Here is a 16,739-nt window from a genome sequence, read left to right as displayed (position 1 = left end):
GCCCGCGCCCTCAGCAGGGACGGCACGCAAACTGCAATACGATCGCGTGGGGTTCGGGGAAGTGATTCGATGAATGCGGTTTTGATCGCGGCTTGGCCGCGCGGCACCACTTGGGCACGACGCTACGGTCTGCCGCTCGCCGGCGCGGCGGTCCTGGGCGCCTACCTGTTGCTCGACGCCGGCTGGCGCGAAGCAGCCAAGGCGGCACTCGTCTTCCTGCTCGGCGGCTATCCGCTGCTGCGCCTCGCCCATCCAGTGGCGCAGCGCATCGGCTACCGCCTCTGGTGCGCCGCCTTCGCCGTCGACCTCGCGCTCAAGGGCTTCCTGATCGCGCTCTATCAGACCAAGCCGGACACGGTGCTGGTGCTCGACGCGATCGGCAACACCTCGGTCGACGAGAGCCTCGAATTCTTCAACCAGTACGGGCTGCTGATCGCGCAGTTCCTGCTCGCCGGCCTGCTGCTGTTCGCCGCGCTGCTCTACCTGCGCGCCGACGGCGAAAGGTTGCGCCATGCCCGTGCCCGCTGGGCGGTCGGCCTGCTGGTGATCTTCGTCGGCCTGCACGCCAACCCGACCTTCCGCCGCGCCAACCCGCTGCTGTTCTGGCCCAACCAGCTGACGCAGTATCAGCGCTTCCAGGACAAGATCGAACAGATCGACGAGAAACGCCTGCTCGCCGAACGCAAGCTGCCCGAGTGGCAGCCGACCTACGTCGGCCCGGCGCGCAACACCGTCGTCCTGGTGATCGGCGAAAGCACCAACCGCTGGAACTGGCAGCTCTACGGCTATCCGCGCGCGACCACGCCGCAGCTGCTGCGCGAAACCGCCGACGCCGTGGTCTTCCAGGACGTGATCTCCGGCGCCTCCGGCACGGTCGCCTCGTTCCGGCTGATGCTGACGCCGGCCGAGGTCGACCGCCCGCTCGACGACGAGGCCGAGCCGAGCGTACTGCTGCTCGCCAAGGCGGCCGGCTACAAGACCTACTGGATCTCCAATCAGCACGACCGCTACATCAACCCCCGCTTCGCGGCCGAGGCCGATGTCGTGCGCATCGTCAACAGCGGCGGCTCGCGCGGCGATCGCAAGCTCGACGAGGGCGTGCTGCCGCCGTGGGAAGAGGCCCTGCGCGACGACGCGCCACGCAAGCTGATCGTCGTCCACCTGCTGGGCGCGCATCCGCACTACGAGATGCGCTCGCCGCCCGAGTACAAGCGCTTCTCCGGCATCGACGACCCGGTCATCGAGCAGATGCGCAAGGACGAACGCTCGACCTGGGTGCGCCTGCAGCGCAACAGCTACGACAACGCCATGCTCTACCAGGACGCCGTCATCGCGCGCCTGCTGCGCAGCTTCAAGGCCGACGACGACAGCGGCTCCGGCGCCTTCCTCTACACCTCCGACCACGCCCAGGAAGTCGGCCACACGCGCGATTTCGCCGGCCACACCCTGAGCGAACCGGGCGTCACCGTGCCGTTCTTCGTCTGGCTGTCGAAAGCGCCCGACGCCAGGACCGACGCCCAGCTCGAAGGCCGGCCGTTCCAGACCGACCTGCTCGACTGGACCGTCCTCGATCTCGCCCGCATCCGCACCCGCTTCGACGTTCCGCATCTGGCGCTGCTCGGCGAACAGTTCCGGCCGCAGACGCGCTTCGTCGGCGATCTCCCCTACACACCGTCGCGGCGCCGCCACGATTGAGCCTCGCCCGTTCGCATAGAATGGGCGCATGACGCGGATCGATTTCTACATCCTCCGGGAGGGCGCGGCCGAGACTGGCGGACCGGTGATGACCGCCTGCAAGCTGTGCGAGAAAGCGAGCGCCGGCGGCCATCGCATTTACGCGCGCGTGCCCGACCCGGCGCTGGCCGAGGATCTCGACATCGCCCTGTGGACCTATCGCCAGGGCGGTTTCATCGCGCACGAGCGTCACACCGGCGGCACGCCGCCCGCGCCGCTGCCGGCGGTGCTGATCGGCAACGGCGAGCCGCCGGACAGCCACCACGGCGTGATGCTCAACCTGGGCCTGGACGTGCCGGACTTCTTCAGCCGCTTCGAGCGCGTTCTCGAGATCGTCGCCGCCGACCCGCAGGGCCGCGCGAAATCCCGCGAGCGCTACAAGTTCTACCGCGATCGTGGCTACGAACTGGCCACCCACAACCTGTGATCAAACGCCCGCTCTCCGCTTCCATCCTGCGACTGTCGCTGCCGGCGCTCGCTGGCCTGCTCAGCGCCTGCAGCTACTTCAGCCAGACGCCGGAGCCGGACGTCGTCAGCCGCGTGCACCGCGAGGTGCCGATCGGTCTCGACTTCGAGGAAGCCACGGCGCGCCTGTCCAGCCTCAATTTCTCTTGCGGCCCGTTCAAGCGCGGCGCCTACACCGACGAGAGCGGCCGCGACCACGAGGACGCCCGCTTCATGCAGTGCACGAAGCGCCCGGCCAAGATCAGCTTCGCCTGCGAGAACCGCGACCAGGTCGTCCTGCTGCCGGGCGCCGGCGGCACGGTCGCCGGCGTCGAGGTCACGCGCGGACCCGACTGCCAGTCGCGCTGAGCTGCGCGGGCCGCGCCCGCAAGCCCTAGAATATCGACCCTTTTTTTGCGCGCGATCCGTTCGCGCGCGCCGCCCACGACTTCAAGACGCTCCATGGACAAGACTTTCGAACCGCGCGATGTCGAAGCGCGCTGGCGCGAGTTCTGGGAACAGAACGGCTGCTACGCTCCGTCCGGCCACGGCGAGCCGTACAGCATCATGATCCCGCCGCCGAACGTCACCGGCACGCTGCACATGGGGCATGCCTTCCAGCACACGGTGATGGACGCGCTGATCCGCCACGCGCGCATGCAGGGCCGCGACACCCTGTGGCAGCCCGGCACCGACCACGCCGGCATCGCCACGCAGATGGTCGTCGAGCGCAACCTCAAGCTCGCCGGCGAGCCGCCACGCCTCGAACTCGGTCGCGAGAAGTTCGTCGACAAGGTCTGGGAATGGAAGAAGTACTCGGCCGGCACGATCGGCAGCCAGATCCGCCGCATGGGCAGTTCGGTCGACTGGTCGCGCGAAGCGTTCACGATGGACCCGGCGTACTCGAAGGCCGTCGTCGAGCACTTCGTGAAGCTGTATGAGGCCGGCCTGATCTATCGCGGCAAGCGCCTCGTCAACTGGGATCCGGTGCTGCTGACGGCGATCTCGGATCTCGAAGTCGTCAGCGAGGAGGAGAACGGCAAGCTCTGGCACTTCCGCTATCCGCTCGCCAATGGCGCCAAGACCGCCGACGGCAAGGATTACATCGTCGTCGCCACCACGCGTCCGGAAACGATGCTCGGCGACACCGCCGTTGCGGTGCACCCGGAAGACGAGCGCTACCGGCATCTGGTCGGCAAGAGCGTGCGGCTGCCGCTGACCCATCGCGAGATCCCGATCGTCGCCGACGATTACGTCGATCGCGAGTTCGGCACCGGCTGCGTGAAGATCACGCCGGCGCACGACTTCAACGACTACGCGCTCGGCCAGCGTCACCAGCTGCCGCTGATCAATATCTTCACGCCGACCGCGACGATCAACGACGAGGCGCCGGCGACCTACCGCGGCCTCGACCGCTACGTCGCGCGCAAGCAGATCGTCGCCGATCTCGATGCGCTCGGCCTCGTCGACAAGATCGACGATCACAAGCTCAAGGTACCGCGCGGCGATCGCAGCGGCGCCGTCGTCGAGCCGTACCTGACGGATCAGTGGTTCGTCGACCTGACGCGCGAAACCCTCGCCGACGGCCGCCCGGGCGGCTATGCGGCGATCACCAAACCGGCGATCGACGCCGTCGAGTCCGGCCGCATCCGCTTCGTGCCGGACAACTGGAAGAGCACCTACTTCCACTGGCTGCACAACATCCAGGACTGGTGCATAAGCCGCCAGCTGTGGTGGGGCCACCGCATCCCGGCCTGGTATGACGAGGCCGGCAAGGTCTACGTCGGCCGCGACGAGGCCGAGGTGCGCGCCCAGTACGGCCTTGGAGCCGACGTCGCGCTGAAGCAGGACGAGGACGTCTTCGATACCTGGTTCAGCTCCGACATCTGGCCGATGGCGACGCTCGGCTGGCCGGAGCAGACCGCAGCGCTGAAGAAGTGGTATCCGAGTTCGGTGCTCGTCACCGGCTTCGACATCATCTTCTTCTGGGTCGCGCGCATGGTGATGATGGGCCAGTATTTCCAGCACGACGTGCCGTTCCGCGAGGTCTACATCACCGGCCTGGTCCGCGATCCGGAAGGCAACAAGATGTCGAAGTCGAAGGGCAATGTCCTCGACCCGCTCGACGTGGTGGACGGCATCTCGCTCGATGAACTCGTCAAGAAGCGCACGACCGGCCTGATGAAGCCGGAGACCGCGCCGAAGATCGAAGCCAAGACGCGCAAGGATTATCCGAAGGGCATCGAAGCGGTCGGCGTCGACGCGCTGCGCTTCACCTTCGCGGCGCTGGCGACGCAGGGCCGCGACATCCGCTTCGACGCCGGCCGCGCCGCCGGCTACCGCAACTTCTGCAACAAGATCTGGAACGCGGCGCGCTACGTGCTGATGAACGTCGCGCCGGACGTGCCCGAGGGCACGACGCCGGAAATGGCGTCGGCGCAAGGCGCAAGCCGCGATTGCGGGCTCGACGCGACGCTGCCGGTCGAGCTGTCCGATGCCGACCGCTGGATCGTCTCGCGGCTGCAGAAGCTCGAAGCCGAAGCCGCCGAGCACTTCGCGACCTATCGCTTCGACCTGCTCGCGACCGCGCTCTACCAGTTCATCTGGAACGAGTACTGCGACTGGTATCTGGAGCTGAGCAAGCCGGCGCTGCAGCAGGGCAGCGAAGCCCAGCAGCGCGGCACGCGGCGCACGCTGGTGCGCGTGCTCGAAGCCTGGCTGCGCCTGCTGCATCCGCTGATGCCGTTCATCACCGAGGAAATCTGGCAGCGCGTCGCACCGCTGGCCGGCGTGCCGGCGGACCAGACCACCATCATGCACCGGCCCTACCCGCTCGCCGACGCGGCGAAGATCGACGAGGCCGCCGAGGCCGACATCGAGTGGCTGAAGGCGCTGATCCTCGGCGTCCGCCAGATCCGCGGCGAGATGAACATCGCCCCGGGCAAGCCGCTGCCGTTGCTGGTGCAGGACGCCGGCGCCGACGATCTCGCGCGGCTCGCGAAGATGGAAAGGGCGATTGAATTCCTCGCCCGCGTCGAGACGCCGCGCGTGCTCGGTCCCGGCGAGGCGGCGCCGCAGTCGGCGACCGCCCTGCTCGGCAGCGCCAAGCTGCTGGTGCCGATGGCCGGCCTGATCGACAAGGACGCCGAGCTGGCGCGCCTCGCCAAGCAGATCGCCAAGCTCGAAAGCGACTTCGAGAAAACCAGCGCGCGCATCGCCAACCCGAGCTTCGGCAAGGCGCCGGAAGCGGTGCAGCAGCAGGCCCGCGAGCTCAACGCCAAGCAGCAGGCGGACATCGCCGCTCTGAAGGATCAGGAAGCGCGCATCCGCGCGCTGTAGCGCCACGCCCGGCGACGGCGGCGCCGCAAGATCGACGGCGCCGCCAGCCGCGCCTGCACGGTGCATGCGTCCGGCTCGCCGGGTGCGACCGCCCTCTGAAGAGCTGGGCGGGCGAGGCGCCCGACGCGATCCGCCCATCCGCCATGCCGGTACGGGTGGCTACGGCGCCAGCCGCTGGAACGCGGCCGGCGCCGCACGAGCGCAATGGCTACTGCTCGCGCGTGCGCACCACGCGCAGCTCGGGCCGGCGCCCAAGCCGTTCGCCGCTGCCCGGCAGCGGCTGCACCTGTTCGAGCAGGCGCACGCAGTGGTCGAGCGTCTGGCTGATCAGCGTCTGGTTGCGGATCATCTCGATGCGCGGCCAGGTCGCGCGCTCGCCTTCGAGCATGAAGCGCTTGACCGCTTCCATCGACGGGTTCGTGGTCACGTTGGCGTAACGCCAGAGGCTGACCTCGGGCAGGATGTTGATGTTGCCGCGATAGTCCTGATCGAGGATCGACGAGGCGGTGTCGAGCGTGCGCCGCACGCCGCCGCCGAGCGGCAGGTTCTGCCGCGCCAGATCGACGAGGCTCTTGCTCTGCGCGCGCACCGTCGAATACAGGTAGTCGCGCGCCGAGTTGCGCAGGCCGCGCTCGCCGGGTTCGCGCTGCGCGGACACGAACGGCAGCACGTGCGGATTGGTCTGGCTGACGATGAAGTGATTGACGTTGTGCAGGCGGCGCATGCGCAGGATCGGCAGATCCGATTTCAGCGAGCCGTCGTTCCAGCGCAGCAGCGGCATGTACGGCACGCGCTCGTTGTGCTCGTCCTGCGTCATCAGCATGACCGGCGGGAACAGCAGCGGCACCGCGCAGGAGGCCAGCACCGCCTCGCGCACGTACAGGTACGGGAAGGTCAGGTAGTTCAGCAGGCGCGGCTGCTGATGCGTGCCGGCCGGCGACACCGTGATGTTGATCGTGCGGCCCGACAGCTGCTGCGCCTGCTCGAAGGTGAGGTCGCGGACGTTGGCGGCGATCGCGCTGCGCAGCTGGTCCTGATCCATCAGCGCGCGGCGGCGCAGGATGTCGCGCATCGGCAGGATGCGCCAGAAGTGGTAGTACGCCGCCTCCGGGTCGAGCAGGTCCTCGACCTCGTGCGTGGCGCGCGTGCCGACCGTGGCGCAGACCACCGAGCCGGCCGACGAACCGGACATGATCGGCGGCACCAGGTTCTCGCGGTACAGCGCCTTGACCACGCCGACGTGGAACAGGCCGAGCGTCGCGCCGCCCGACAGCATCAGTGCCGAGCGCCCGTAGCTGAGCGCGATGTCGTTGAAGAACTTGAGCTTGGCGGCGTGCGGCAGTTCCGGCAGCTCGGTCTCGCAGACCCATTGCAGGGCCGACGCCACTTCGCGCGCGTACTCGCCGACCAGATGCTTGGTGCCGACGTTTGCATGCGCGTAGAGGCTCGGGCTGCCGAGATTGCCGAGGTTCCAATGCAGGCCCTGACGCAGGTGATGGACCAGCTTGGCGACGTCGTCCTGTTCGCGATAGCGGCGGATCTGGCGCAGGCGCGAGCGGATCAGGCGCCAGTCGTAATCGTCGGAGGCTTCGTCGGCCTTCCAGTCCTCGTAGCCCTGCCGGCGATCGAGCTCCTCGGCGGCCTGGCGCCACTGCGCATAGCTCGTCGCCTCGCGCATTTCGCGCAGCAGCTGGCGGTTTCGTGAATCCAATGGCGGCTCCGGTGCCGGATCGATGGTCCGTATGGTGGGCGCAGGCCGGGGGTACCGCAAGCACGCCGCGGCGCGCCGCCGGTCACCCGTATGCGTCCGCGCTGCCGTTCGTCCGAAGCCGGCGCGCGCCTGCGGGTACACTGCCGCAACGCCGCTCAAATTCCGCCATTCGTCGAGTCGCCGCATGAGTTCGTCCGTCGCGCCGGTCCTGCACAGCCTCAACCAGATCATCCTCGGCAAGGACACGCAGCTGCGTCTGGTGCTCGCCTGCCTACTGGCGCGCGGCCACCTGCTGATCGAGGACGTGCCCGGCATGGGCAAGACCACGCTGGCGCTGGCGCTGGCACGCGTGCTCGGCCTGCACTTCCAGCGCGTGCAGTTCACCAGCGATCTGCTGCCGGCCGACATCATCGGCGTGTCGGTGTACGAGACCGCGACCGGCGGCTTCCGCTTCGTGCCCGGCCCGATCTTTTCGCAGCTGGTGCTCGCCGACGAGGTCAATCGCGCCAGTCCGAAGACGCAGTCGGCGTTGCTCGAGGCGATGGAAGAGCGCCAGGTCACCGCCGAAGGCGAGACGCGCGCGCTGCCCGAGCCGTTCTTCGTGATCGCGACACAGAACCCTTCATACCAGCTCGGCACCTTTCCGCTGCCGGAATCGCAGCTCGACCGCTTCCTGATGCGCATCTCGCTCGGCTATCCGCCGGCCGAGGCCGAGCGCCAGCTGCTGATGGAGCGCGAGCGCCGCGACCTACTCGGCGAGCTGCAGCCGGTGCTGACGCCGGCGCAGCTGCTCGGCCTGCAGGATCAGGTGCGCGCAGTGCGCACCGCGCCGGCGCTGATCGACTATCTGCTGGCGCTGGTGCAGCGCACGCGCGAGCTGCCGGGTCTGCGCCAGGGCCTGTCGCCGCGCGCCGGCCTGGCGCTGCGCCGCGCCGCGCAGGCCTGGGCCTTCATCGACGGCCGCAGCGGCGTGATCCCGGAAGACGTGCAGGCGGTGTTCGCCGCCGTCGTCGGCCACCGCCTGGTCGCCGCCGCCGAGCGCGACGGCGCGGCGACGAGCGCCGCCGCGATCCTCGCCCAGGTCGCGATCCCGTGACGCCGGCGGCGCGGCGCCGGACCGGCGCGGCTTGAGCGCGATGCCGATCCGGCGCGTCGCGGCGACGCTGCTGCATCCGCTGCGCGCCGCGCAGGCGCGCATCGACGCCTGGGTGATGGCGCGCGTCAAACGCCAGCCGGGCCCGATCGCGATACCGCGGCACCGCGTCTACATCCTGCCGACGCGCTTCGGCGCCGGCTTCGCGCTGATGCTGCTGGTGATGCTGCTCGGGGCGATGAACTACAGCAACAGCATGGCCTTCCTGCTGACCTTCCTGCTCGCCGGCCTGGGCCTGGTCGGCATGCATCACACGCACGCCAATCTGGTCAACCTGCAGCTGCGCGCCGGCGTCGCGCGCCCGGTCTTCGCCGGAGAGACGGCGCAGGTCGAAGTGCGCATCGACAACCCCTCGCTGCAGCCGCGACTGTCGATCGCGCTGGCCTGGCCACGCGCGGCGGCGACGCCGGAAGCGGTCGCCGACCTGCCCGCGCAGGACGGCGTGCTGCTGACGCTGACGCTGCCGGCGCCGCGCCGCGGCTGGCTGCGCGCCGGCGTGTTCAGCGTCTCGACCGAATATCCGCTCGGCCTGTTCCACGCCTGGACCTGGGCCGAGCTCGACACCGCGCTGCTGGTGTTCCCGCAGCCGGCGCCGCCGGGGCGCCTGCCGCCCGGCGCCGCCGGGCACGGCAGCCTCGACGCCGGCCAGCGCCCCGGCCAGGACGAATTCAGCGGCCTGCGCGCCTACCAGCGCGGCGACACCGCGCGCGCGATCCACTGGAAGAGCCTGCCGAAATCGCCGCAGCCGCTGGTCAAGCAGTTTCACGAAACGCTCGATCAGGATCTCTGGCTCGACTGGTCGACGCTGCCGCAGCTCGATGGCGAAGCGCGCCTGTCGCAGCTGACGCGCTGGGTGCTCGACGCCGAGGCGCTGCAGCAGCGCTACGGCCTGCGCCTGCCCGGACAGGTCATCGCGCCCGGACTCGGCGACGCGCACCGCTTCCAGTGCCTGAAGGCGCTGGCGCTGCACGGGGCCGAGGCATGAGCACCGGCGCCCCGGCCGCCGGCCTCGGCGACTACCTGCCGGTCGCCACGCTGCTGCGCCTGCTCGCGGTGCTGCTGCTGGTGTTCGCACCGCATGCGATGCGCCTGCCGCTCTGGGAATCCGGCTTCATCGCCGCGCTGCTGCTGTGGCGGGCGTTCGCCGCACGCCGGCAGTGGCGCATGCCGCCGAAGCTGCTGCGCGCGGCGCTGGTGTTCGCCGCGCTCGGCGGCGTCTACGCCAGCTTCGGCCGCGTCAGCGGCCAGACCGCCGGCACCGCGCTGCTGTGCGTGATGGCGGCGCTCAAGCTGGTCGAGCTGCGCGGCCGCCGCGACGTGATGGTGATGATCTTCCTGATGTACTTCATGCTCATCACCCATTTTCTGTACTCGCAGGAAATCTGGACTTCGCTGTACCTGCTGCTCAGCTGTCTGGCGATCACGGCCTTGCTGATCGAATGCCAGCATCTCGGCCAGCTGCCGCCGCGGCAGACGCTGCGCCGCGCCGGCGCGATGGTCGCGCAGGCGCTGCCGCTGATGCTGCTGCTGTTCGTGCTGTTCCCGCGCATCCCGGGGCCGATCTGGGGCCTGCCCGCCGACGCCGGCGCGGCGCGCAGCGGACTGAGCGACTCGATGGCGCCCGGCGACATCGCGGCGCTGATCGAGTCCGACGACGTCGCCTTTCGCGTGCGCTTCGACGGCCCGGCGCCGACGCCCGCCCAGCGCTATTGGCGCGGCCCGGTGCTGGAGAGCTTCGACGGTCGCACCTGGAGCAAGGGCTGGAGCGCGCCGCCGCCGCTGCAGGACGGCGACATCCGCTATCTCGGCACGGCGGTGCGCTACGAGCTGACGCTGGAGCCGGGCCGCATGCCCTGGCTGCTCGCGCTCGAACTGCCGCAGGCGGTCGATCTGCCGCCGGACGCGCGCCTCAACGGCAACGGCGAGCTGCTCGCGCGCCGTCCGATCATCGAGCGCCGCCGCTACACCCTGCTGTCGAATCCGGACTTCGCCTTCGCCCCGGCGCTCGACGCACGCCAGCGCCAGCGGCTCACGCGCCTGCCGAACGGCTACAACCCGCGCACGCTGGCGCTGGCGCGGCAGTGGCGCGACGAGGGCCTGGCCGACGCCGCGATCGCCGCCCGCGCGCTGCGCATGATCCGCGACGAGAACTTCGTCTACACGCTGCGCCCGCCGCCGCTGGCACGCGACAGCGTCGACGGCTTCCTGTTCGACACGCGACGCGGTTTCTGCGAGCACTACAGCAGCGCCTTCACAGTGCTGATGCGCGCCGCCGGCATTCCGGCGCGCGTCGTCACCGGCTATCAGGGCGGCACCCTCAACGAGCCCGGCGGCTACTACGTCATCACCCAGGCCGACGCGCACGCCTGGAGCGAGGTCTGGCTCGACGGCCGCTGGCAGCGCATCGATCCGACCGCCGCGATCGCACCCTCGCGCATCGAGCGCGGCCTCGGCTCGGCGATCGGCGCCGGCGAGGGCCTGCCCGACTACCTCGCCCGCCGCACCGCCTGGCGCGACGCGCTGAAGGCGCGCTGGGACTGGGTCAACGCGCGCTGGAACGGACTGGTGCTCGGCTACGGCCCCGAGCTGCAGCAGCAGTTCCTGCAGCGCTTCGGCATCGACGATCTGCGCACGATGATCCTGACCCTGACCGCGCTGCTGACCGCGACGATGGCGATCCTCGGCTTCGTGCTGCTGCGCCGCGCCGCGCCGGCGCGGGCGCACGACGCCGCGCAGCGCGAATGGCAGCGCCTGCTGCGCCAGCTCGCGCGGCGCGGCTACCGGCCGCGCGCCGACGAGGGGCCGCGCGATTTCGTCGCGCGTGTGCTCGCCGCCCGACCGCAATGGCGGGCGACGCTGCAGCCGGCCGCCGATCTGTATCTGCGCAGCCGCTATCTCGAAGCGCCCGACGCGGCACGGCTCGCGGCGCTGCATCGCGCCGTGCGCGGCGTGCGTCTGTCGTAGGCCTCGCCGGCGCGCGACGCAATCCGCCGGCGCTTGCCCGATAATGCGCGGCACGCCGGCGCCAGACCGGCGCCCCGACAGCCAGACCGAAGCCTTCGCCGGACGAAGGCCGTTGCGAGAAAGTGCCAGGCGTTTCCCATGAATGACCGTATCGAGATCGGCGCCGCCGTACCGCGCCGCCGCAGTCCCCTGCTGCGCGCCCTCGGCCGCGCCGTGCTGCGCGCCGGCGGCTGGACGCTGGATGTGCGCATGCCGGACGAACCGAAACTGGTGGTGATCGCCGCGCCGCACACCTCCAACTGGGACTTCGTCTACGGCCTTGCCGCGATCCTCGCGCTCGATCTGGAGCTGCACTGGTTCGCCAAGCACACGCTGTTCCGCGGCCCCTGGGGCCGAATCTTCCGCGCCCTCGGCGGCATTGCCATCGACCGCAGCGCCGCGGGCGACGTCGTGCGCCAGACGGCGCAGACCTTCGCTGACAGCGAGCGCCTGCTGATCGGCCTCGCGCCGGAAGGCACGCGCGCGCACGTCGCGCAATGGAAGCGCGGTTTCTACCACCTCGCCGCGAGTGCGCAGGTGCCGGTGCTCGCCGCCTACATCGACTACCGGCGCAAGGTGGTCGGCACCGGCCCACTGTTCCGGCCGAGCGGCGACTGGGACGCCGACATGGCGCCGGTGTTCGCGTTCTACCGCGGCGTCACCGCGAAAAAACCCGAGAACGTCGGGCTCGGCTAGGACGTCCTGGCCGGCTCGCGCACGCGGGCGAGCAGCCAGCCGCCGATCAGGAAGAATGGCAGCAGCGTCAGGATCGGCAGGCGCTGGTTGTCGACCAGCAGCGCCGTCTGGCCGACGACGACCGGACCGAGCACCGCGGCGAACTTGCCGAGCATGTTGTAGAAACCGAAGAACTGTCCGGACTGTCCAGCCGGGATCAGGCGCGCATAGTACGAGCGCGACAATGACTGGATGCCGCCCTGCACGCAGCCGATCGCGGCGGCGAGCAGATAGAAGTCGCGTTCGGACTGCAGCCAGTACGAGCCGAGCGTGACGCCGGCGTAGACCACGAGCGCGACGTAGATCATGCGCTTGGTGCCGAAGCGGTCGGCGAGCCAGCCGTAGGCGACCGCCGCCGGGAAGCCGATGAACTGCACCAGCAGCAGCGCCTTGATCAGCGCGCCCGGCTCGAAGCCGAGCTTGGTGCCGTAATCGACCGCCATGCGGATGATGGTGTCGACGGCGTCGATGTAGAGCCAGTACGCGGCGAGGAACAGCAGCACCGGCTTCATCGTCAGCACCTGGCGGAAGGTGCGCACCAGCTCGTGCCAGTCCGAGGCCGCATCGCTGGCCACCGGCGCCTCGTGGACGTGGCGGAACAGCGGCAGCGAGAACAGCATCCACCAGACGCCGACCATCAGGAACGACCACAGCACCGCCTGCGCGCCGTCGGCGAGACCGAAAGCCTGCGGCTTCTGGAACATGAAGACATTGAGCGTGAACAGCAGGCCGCCGCCCAGATAGCCGAGGCCGTAGCCGAGCGCCGACGTGCGGTCCATTTCCTCGGGCCGGGCGACCGCGACGATCAGCGAGTCGTAGAACGAGGTGCCGGCGAAGAAGCCGACCGAGCCGAGCGCGAACAGCGTCAGCGCCAGCGGCCAGTGGCCCTTGGCGACCCAGAACAGCGCCGCCGTCGACGCCGCGCCGAGCACCGTGGCGAGCAGCAGGAAGCGTTTCTTGTAGCCCTTGCGGTCGGCCAGGCCGCCGAGCAGCGGCGCCAGGATCATGACCACCACGCTGGCCAGCGAGCTGGCCAGCCCGAGCCAGAATGTGCGTTCGCCGGGCGCCAGGTCCTGCGCCCAGTAGGCCGAGAAGAACAACGGAAAGAAGCCGGCCATCACCGTCGTCGCGAACGACGAGTTGGCCCAGTCGTAGAACGCCCAGGACCAACGGGCGCGGCGATCGTTGTGCATCCCTACACTCCCTTGCGCGCCGGCTCGGCGGCGGACGTTCTTATGCGCCGACCAGTTCGAGCGCCAGCACCAGGGCATCCTCGCGGCCGTCGACGGCCGGATAGTAGCCGCGGCGTTCGCCGATCTTCTTGAAGCCGAAGGCGTCGTAGAGCCGCTGCGCGGCCTTGTTGGACTTGCGCACCTCGAGCAGCATCAGCGTCACGCCGGCCGCGCGCGCGACCATCAGCAGGTGCTTCATCAGGAAGCTCGCGAGGCCCAGGCGCTGCTGCTCCGGCGCGACGCAGATGTTGAGGATGTGCGCCTCGCCGACCGCCATGCTCATCAGCGCGTAGGCCTGCACCTCGCCGAGCGTGTTGGTCACCACCCAGGCGCTGTAGCCGACGCGCAGACAGTCGTTGAAGATGCCTTCGGTCCACGGATGCGTGTACGCGGCGCGCTCGATCTCCATCACCTGCGGCAGGTGCGCCGGATGCATCGGATACAGGCGCCAGATGTCCTGCGGCTGCGCGCTCATGACGAGATCGGCGCCGGCTGCGTGAGGAATTGGTGGATCTTCTTCAAGTCGTCCCAGCTCTTCGCCTTCTCGCGCGGGCTGCGCAGCAGATAGGCGGGATGGTAGGTGATCAGCAGCGGCGTGCGCGCCGCGCCGTAGTGATAGAGCGGCCCGCGCAGCCGCGACAGCGGCGCGTCGGTGTCGAGCAGACGCTGCGCGGCGACGCGGCCGAGCGCGACGATCAGCTTCGGCCGCACCAGCTCGATCTGGCGGTCGAGGTAGGGCCGGCAGGCCTCGACCTCGTCCGCCTCCGGATCGCGGTTGCCCGGCGGACGGCACTTGACGACGTTGGCGATGAAGACCGCGCTCGCAGCATCGTGCTGCTGGCGCGAACGACCGATGCTCTTCAGCATCTCGTCGAGCAGCTGGCCGGCGCGGCCGACGAAGGGTTCGCCGCGCGCATCCTCGTCGGCGCCCGGCCCCTCGCCGACGATCATCAGCGGCGCCTGCTCGTCGCCGACGCCGAAGACCGTGTGGGTGCGCGTGCGGCACAGCTTGCAGGCCTCGCAGCCGGCGACCGCCGCGCGCAGACCGTTCCAGTCGCCGGGCACTTCGCGCGGCGCCGCCGGTGCCGGCACCGGTGCCGCAGGCACGGACGCAGGCCGGGGCGCGACGGCCGCCGCGAGCGGCGGGCGCGAAGCGGCAGGCGCCGCGCGCGCCGGCGCCGGATCCGATGCCGCAGGACGGGACATCGCCGGACGGGATGCCTCGGCGGCCGCCGCGGGCACCGGCTCGGACACGACACCGCGCCGCTGCCAGGTTTCGAGACCAAGCAATTTGAGCGCGCGCTGACGACGGGCGGAATCCATACGCGGCATTTTACCGGGCCTGCTCGCCGGCCGCGTCGTTCACGGTGCCGGCGCGAAGTGCCCGGCCTCCGGCCCTTGCCGGCGAGCTTGCATGTCCGGCCCCTCGCCGATCGCGCCGCGCCCGCAGGCACCGAACATCAAGCCGAAGGCCGGGCCGGCCGAACGGCACCGAGGCGATGCGAAAATCGATGGGATTCTTGAACGCGACCGGATCCCGTTCCTGGCGCGCACCAGGGCCGGATTCGACACCGGTGAAGCCGGCCTGCTCAGTACCGCGCGGACGCGGCGGCGATGCCCCGGAGATCGTTGCCGCGAACGAAGCGAGGTGTCGCGGCAAGACCGGCGAGAAAGCCGCGCAGCGTGCGGCTCTGACAAGCGCGGCCCTCGGACGGCGACGCCCCGCCGGCCGGCCGGCCCGGCCCGCCGCACGCAGCGGCGAGCCGGGGCCGGTGGCCTTCAGCCGGCGTCAGGCGACGCGGCGTTCGCCGACCGTGCCGCGCTGCGCCAGCGCGCGGTTGAGACCGGACAGCACCGCCTTCAGCGAGGCGGTGACGATGTTCGGATCGCGGCCGGCACCGAACAGGGCCTTGCCGTCGCCGAGCTTCAGCTCGATGTAGGCGACCGCCGCCGAATCGGCGCCGGCGGTGACGGCGTGCTCGTGGTAGTCGACCACCGTCAGCCTCTCGCCGATCTGCTGCGACAAGGCCGCGATGAAAGCGTCGATCGGTCCGTTGCCGCGACCGGCCAGCTTCTGCGTGCGGCCGTCGACGGTGATCTCGGTCGCCAGCTCGACCTCGTTGCGCGTCGAATCCTCGACCAGATGGTGCGAGACGTAGCCGTACGGACGCTGCGCGTCGAAGTACTGCTGCGTGAAGAGGCCGCCGATGTCCTCCGCCGACATCTCGCGGCCCGACGCGTCCAGCGCCTCCTGCACGACCTGGCTGAACTCGATCTGCAGGCGCCGCGGCAGCACCAGCCCGTACTCGTGCTCCAGCAGGTAGGAGATGCCGCCCTTGCCGGACTGCGAGTTGACGCGAATCACCGCCTCGTAGCTGCGGCCCAGATCCTTCGGGTCGATCGGCAGGTACGGAATGTCCCACAGCTCGCCGTCCTGGCGCGCCGCGAAAGCCTTCTTGATGGCGTCCTGGTGCGAGCCCGAGAACGAGGTGAAGACCAGATCGCCGACGTACGGATGGCGCGGCGAGATCGGCAGCTGGTTGCAGTACTCGACGGTGCGGCGCACCTCGTCGATGTCGGAGAAATCCAGCCCCGGATCGACGCCCTGCGTGTACAGGTTCAGCGCCATGTTGACGATGTCGAAGTTGCCGGTGCGCTCGCCATTGCCGAACAGCGTGCCCTCGATGCGGTCGGCGCCCGCCATCAGCCCCAGCTCACCGGCGGCCAGGCCGGTGCCGCGATCGTTGTGCGGATGGATCGACAGGACGATCGCCTCGCGCCTGGCGACGTTGCGATGCATCCACTCGACCATGTCGGCGAAGATGTTCGGCGTCGACAGCTCGACCGTGGACGGCAGGTTGATGATGACCGGCTTCTCCCGGGTCGCGCCGATCGCCTCGACGACGGCATCGACGACACGCTTGGAGAACTCCAGCTCGGTGTTCGAGAACATCTCTGGCGAGTACTCGAAGCGCCAGTCGGTCTGCGGATACTGCGCCGCCAGTTCGCGCGCCAGTCCGACGTGCGTGACCGCCATGTCGACGACCTCGTCCTGGCTCATGTTGAAGACGACGCGGCGCATCACCGGCGCCACGGCGTTGTAGATAGTCGGTCCTGAAATATTCAATTCACCGCCGCCAGCCGCCGACCCGGCGGCCATGCCCCCCTCGTCACTGACCACCCGCTCAAGCATCCCGACCAGAAGCCAGAGTGCAAAAAGGGCCTTCAGTCCCAACCGGGCAATGGCCCGCATCAACCAGCGCAGGTTGTAGCCGGCGGCACACAACACCGGATGCAGCACATCCCCTTCCGATCCTTTGAGCCAGTTCCGCCGTAGTCCGCAGTCGTCCTTCAGGTGCCCGATCACCGGCTCCACGGCCTGACGGCG

General features: G+C 69.8%; 13 protein-coding genes and 1 pseudogene. 8 read left to right on the top strand and 6 right to left on the bottom strand.

The features are described from left to right. The first annotated feature begins 69 nt into the window (after positions 1 to 69). The 4 genes from H149_RS21070 to H149_RS0113825 all read left to right on the top strand — a co-directional run bounded on the left by H149_RS21070 (position 70) and on the right by H149_RS0113825 (position 5,517). The gene (locus tag H149_RS21070) at positions 70 to 1,695 is read left to right on the top strand and encodes a phosphoethanolamine transferase (RefSeq protein WP_051101870.1); all 1,626 of its coding nucleotides are present in this window, start codon (positions 70 to 72) and stop codon (positions 1,693 to 1,695) included. Positions 1,696 to 1,723: 28 nt separating this feature from the next. After that, positions 1,724 to 2,161: a DNA polymerase III subunit chi gene (locus H149_RS0113835; protein ID WP_020650362.1), complete on the top strand. Its 438-nt coding sequence runs from the start codon at positions 1,724 to 1,726 to the stop codon at positions 2,159 to 2,161. Further along, the gene (locus H149_RS0113830; protein WP_020650361.1) at positions 2,158 to 2,547 is read left to right on the top strand and encodes a hypothetical protein; all 390 of its coding nucleotides are present in this window, start codon (positions 2,158 to 2,160) and stop codon (positions 2,545 to 2,547) included. The genes H149_RS0113835 and H149_RS0113830 overlap by 4 nt, the downstream gene beginning before the upstream one ends. 93 nt (positions 2,548 to 2,640) lie before the next feature. Beyond that, positions 2,641 to 5,517: a valine--tRNA ligase gene (locus tag H149_RS0113825; RefSeq protein WP_020650360.1), complete on the top strand. Its 2,877-nt coding sequence runs from the start codon at positions 2,641 to 2,643 to the stop codon at positions 5,515 to 5,517. Positions 5,518 to 5,725: 208 nt separating this feature from the next. Here H149_RS0113825 and H149_RS21065 read toward each other — a convergent pair whose 3' ends face one another. Further along, positions 5,726 to 7,228 (bottom strand): DUF3336 domain-containing protein, encoded by a 1,503-nt coding sequence (locus H149_RS21065; RefSeq protein ID WP_245540530.1) that lies wholly within the window; start codon positions 7,226 to 7,228, stop codon positions 5,726 to 5,728. Between the two features lie 184 nt (positions 7,229 to 7,412). Here H149_RS21065 and H149_RS0113815 point away from each other — a divergent pair, with 184 nt between their 5' ends. From H149_RS0113815 to H149_RS0113800, 4 genes are all read left to right on the top strand, one after another. Beyond that, entirely contained in the window at positions 7,413 to 8,324 is a 912-nt protein-coding gene (locus tag H149_RS0113815) for an AAA family ATPase (protein ID WP_020650358.1), read from the top strand. Positions 8,325 to 8,355: 31 nt separating this feature from the next. Continuing rightward, the gene (locus H149_RS0113810; protein ID WP_154654818.1) at positions 8,356 to 9,366 is read left to right on the top strand and encodes a DUF58 domain-containing protein; all 1,011 of its coding nucleotides are present in this window, start codon (positions 8,356 to 8,358) and stop codon (positions 9,364 to 9,366) included. Further along, on the top strand, positions 9,363 to 11,345 hold the full coding sequence (locus H149_RS0113805; protein WP_020650356.1) for a transglutaminase TgpA family protein: 1,983 nt from the start codon (positions 9,363 to 9,365) through the stop codon (positions 11,343 to 11,345). Before H149_RS0113810 ends, H149_RS0113805 begins: the two co-directional genes overlap by 4 nt. 138 nt (positions 11,346 to 11,483) lie before the next feature. After that, entirely contained in the window at positions 11,484 to 12,080 is a 597-nt protein-coding gene (locus tag H149_RS0113800) for a lysophospholipid acyltransferase family protein (protein ID WP_020650355.1), read from the top strand. On the opposite strand, the gene H149_RS0113795 is transcribed toward H149_RS0113800, so the two are convergent. The 5 genes and pseudogenes from H149_RS0113795 to H149_RS23630 form a co-directional block, all read right to left on the bottom strand. Beyond that, complete coding sequence (locus H149_RS0113795) at positions 12,077 to 13,312, bottom strand: MFS transporter (RefSeq protein WP_020650354.1); 1,236 nt, start codon at positions 13,310 to 13,312, stop codon at positions 12,077 to 12,079. The two genes, H149_RS0113800 and H149_RS0113795, sit on opposite strands and share 4 nt — an antisense overlap. A gap of 40 nt (positions 13,313 to 13,352) precedes the next feature. Next, the gene (rimI, locus tag H149_RS0113790; RefSeq protein WP_020650353.1) at positions 13,353 to 13,826 is read right to left on the bottom strand and encodes a ribosomal protein S18-alanine N-acetyltransferase; all 474 of its coding nucleotides are present in this window, start codon (positions 13,824 to 13,826) and stop codon (positions 13,353 to 13,355) included. Continuing rightward, on the bottom strand, positions 13,823 to 14,458 hold the full coding sequence (locus H149_RS0113785; protein WP_245540529.1) for a uracil-DNA glycosylase: 636 nt from the start codon (positions 14,456 to 14,458) through the stop codon (positions 13,823 to 13,825). Before H149_RS0113785 ends, rimI begins: the two co-directional genes overlap by 4 nt. A gap of 682 nt (positions 14,459 to 15,140) precedes the next feature. Then, on the bottom strand, positions 15,141 to 16,511 hold the full coding sequence (locus H149_RS21060; RefSeq protein WP_169518355.1) for a 2-isopropylmalate synthase: 1,371 nt from the start codon (positions 16,509 to 16,511) through the stop codon (positions 15,141 to 15,143). A 72-nt stretch (positions 16,512 to 16,583) separates the two neighbouring features. Further along, positions 16,584 to 16,739 (bottom strand): annotated as a pseudogene (locus H149_RS23630) (IS5/IS1182 family transposase); the annotation flags it as partial.

The organism is Solimonas variicoloris DSM 15731, from assembly GCF_000382285.1.
GTDB lineage: Bacteria > Pseudomonadota > Gammaproteobacteria > Nevskiales > Nevskiaceae > Solimonas > Solimonas variicoloris.
The sequence above is the reverse complement of the archived record's forward strand: the minus strand, read 5'-3'. Positions and strand labels throughout refer to the sequence as shown.

Coding starts and splice junctions, on each gene's coding strand:
- H149_RS21070 (WP_051101870.1), top strand. CDS start 70: ATGAATGCGGTTTTGATCGCGGCTTGGCCGCGCGGCACCACTTGGGCA.
- H149_RS0113835 (WP_020650362.1), top strand. CDS start 1,724: ATGACGCGGATCGATTTCTACATCCTCCGGGAGGGCGCGGCCGAGACT.
- H149_RS0113825 (WP_020650360.1), top strand. CDS start 2,641: ATGGACAAGACTTTCGAACCGCGCGATGTCGAAGCGCGCTGGCGCGAG.
- H149_RS0113815 (WP_020650358.1), top strand. CDS start 7,413: ATGAGTTCGTCCGTCGCGCCGGTCCTGCACAGCCTCAACCAGATCATC.
- H149_RS0113805 (WP_020650356.1), top strand. CDS start 9,363: ATGAGCACCGGCGCCCCGGCCGCCGGCCTCGGCGACTACCTGCCGGTC.
- H149_RS0113800 (WP_020650355.1), top strand. CDS start 11,484: ATGAATGACCGTATCGAGATCGGCGCCGCCGTACCGCGCCGCCGCAGT.
- H149_RS0113795 (WP_020650354.1), bottom strand. CDS start 13,312: ATGCACAACGATCGCCGCGCCCGTTGGTCCTGGGCGTTCTACGACTGG.
- rimI (WP_020650353.1), bottom strand. CDS start 13,826: ATGAGCGCGCAGCCGCAGGACATCTGGCGCCTGTATCCGATGCATCCG.
- H149_RS21060 (WP_169518355.1), bottom strand. CDS start 16,511: ATGGCCGCCGGGTCGGCGGCTGGCGGCGGTGAATTGAATATTTCAGGA.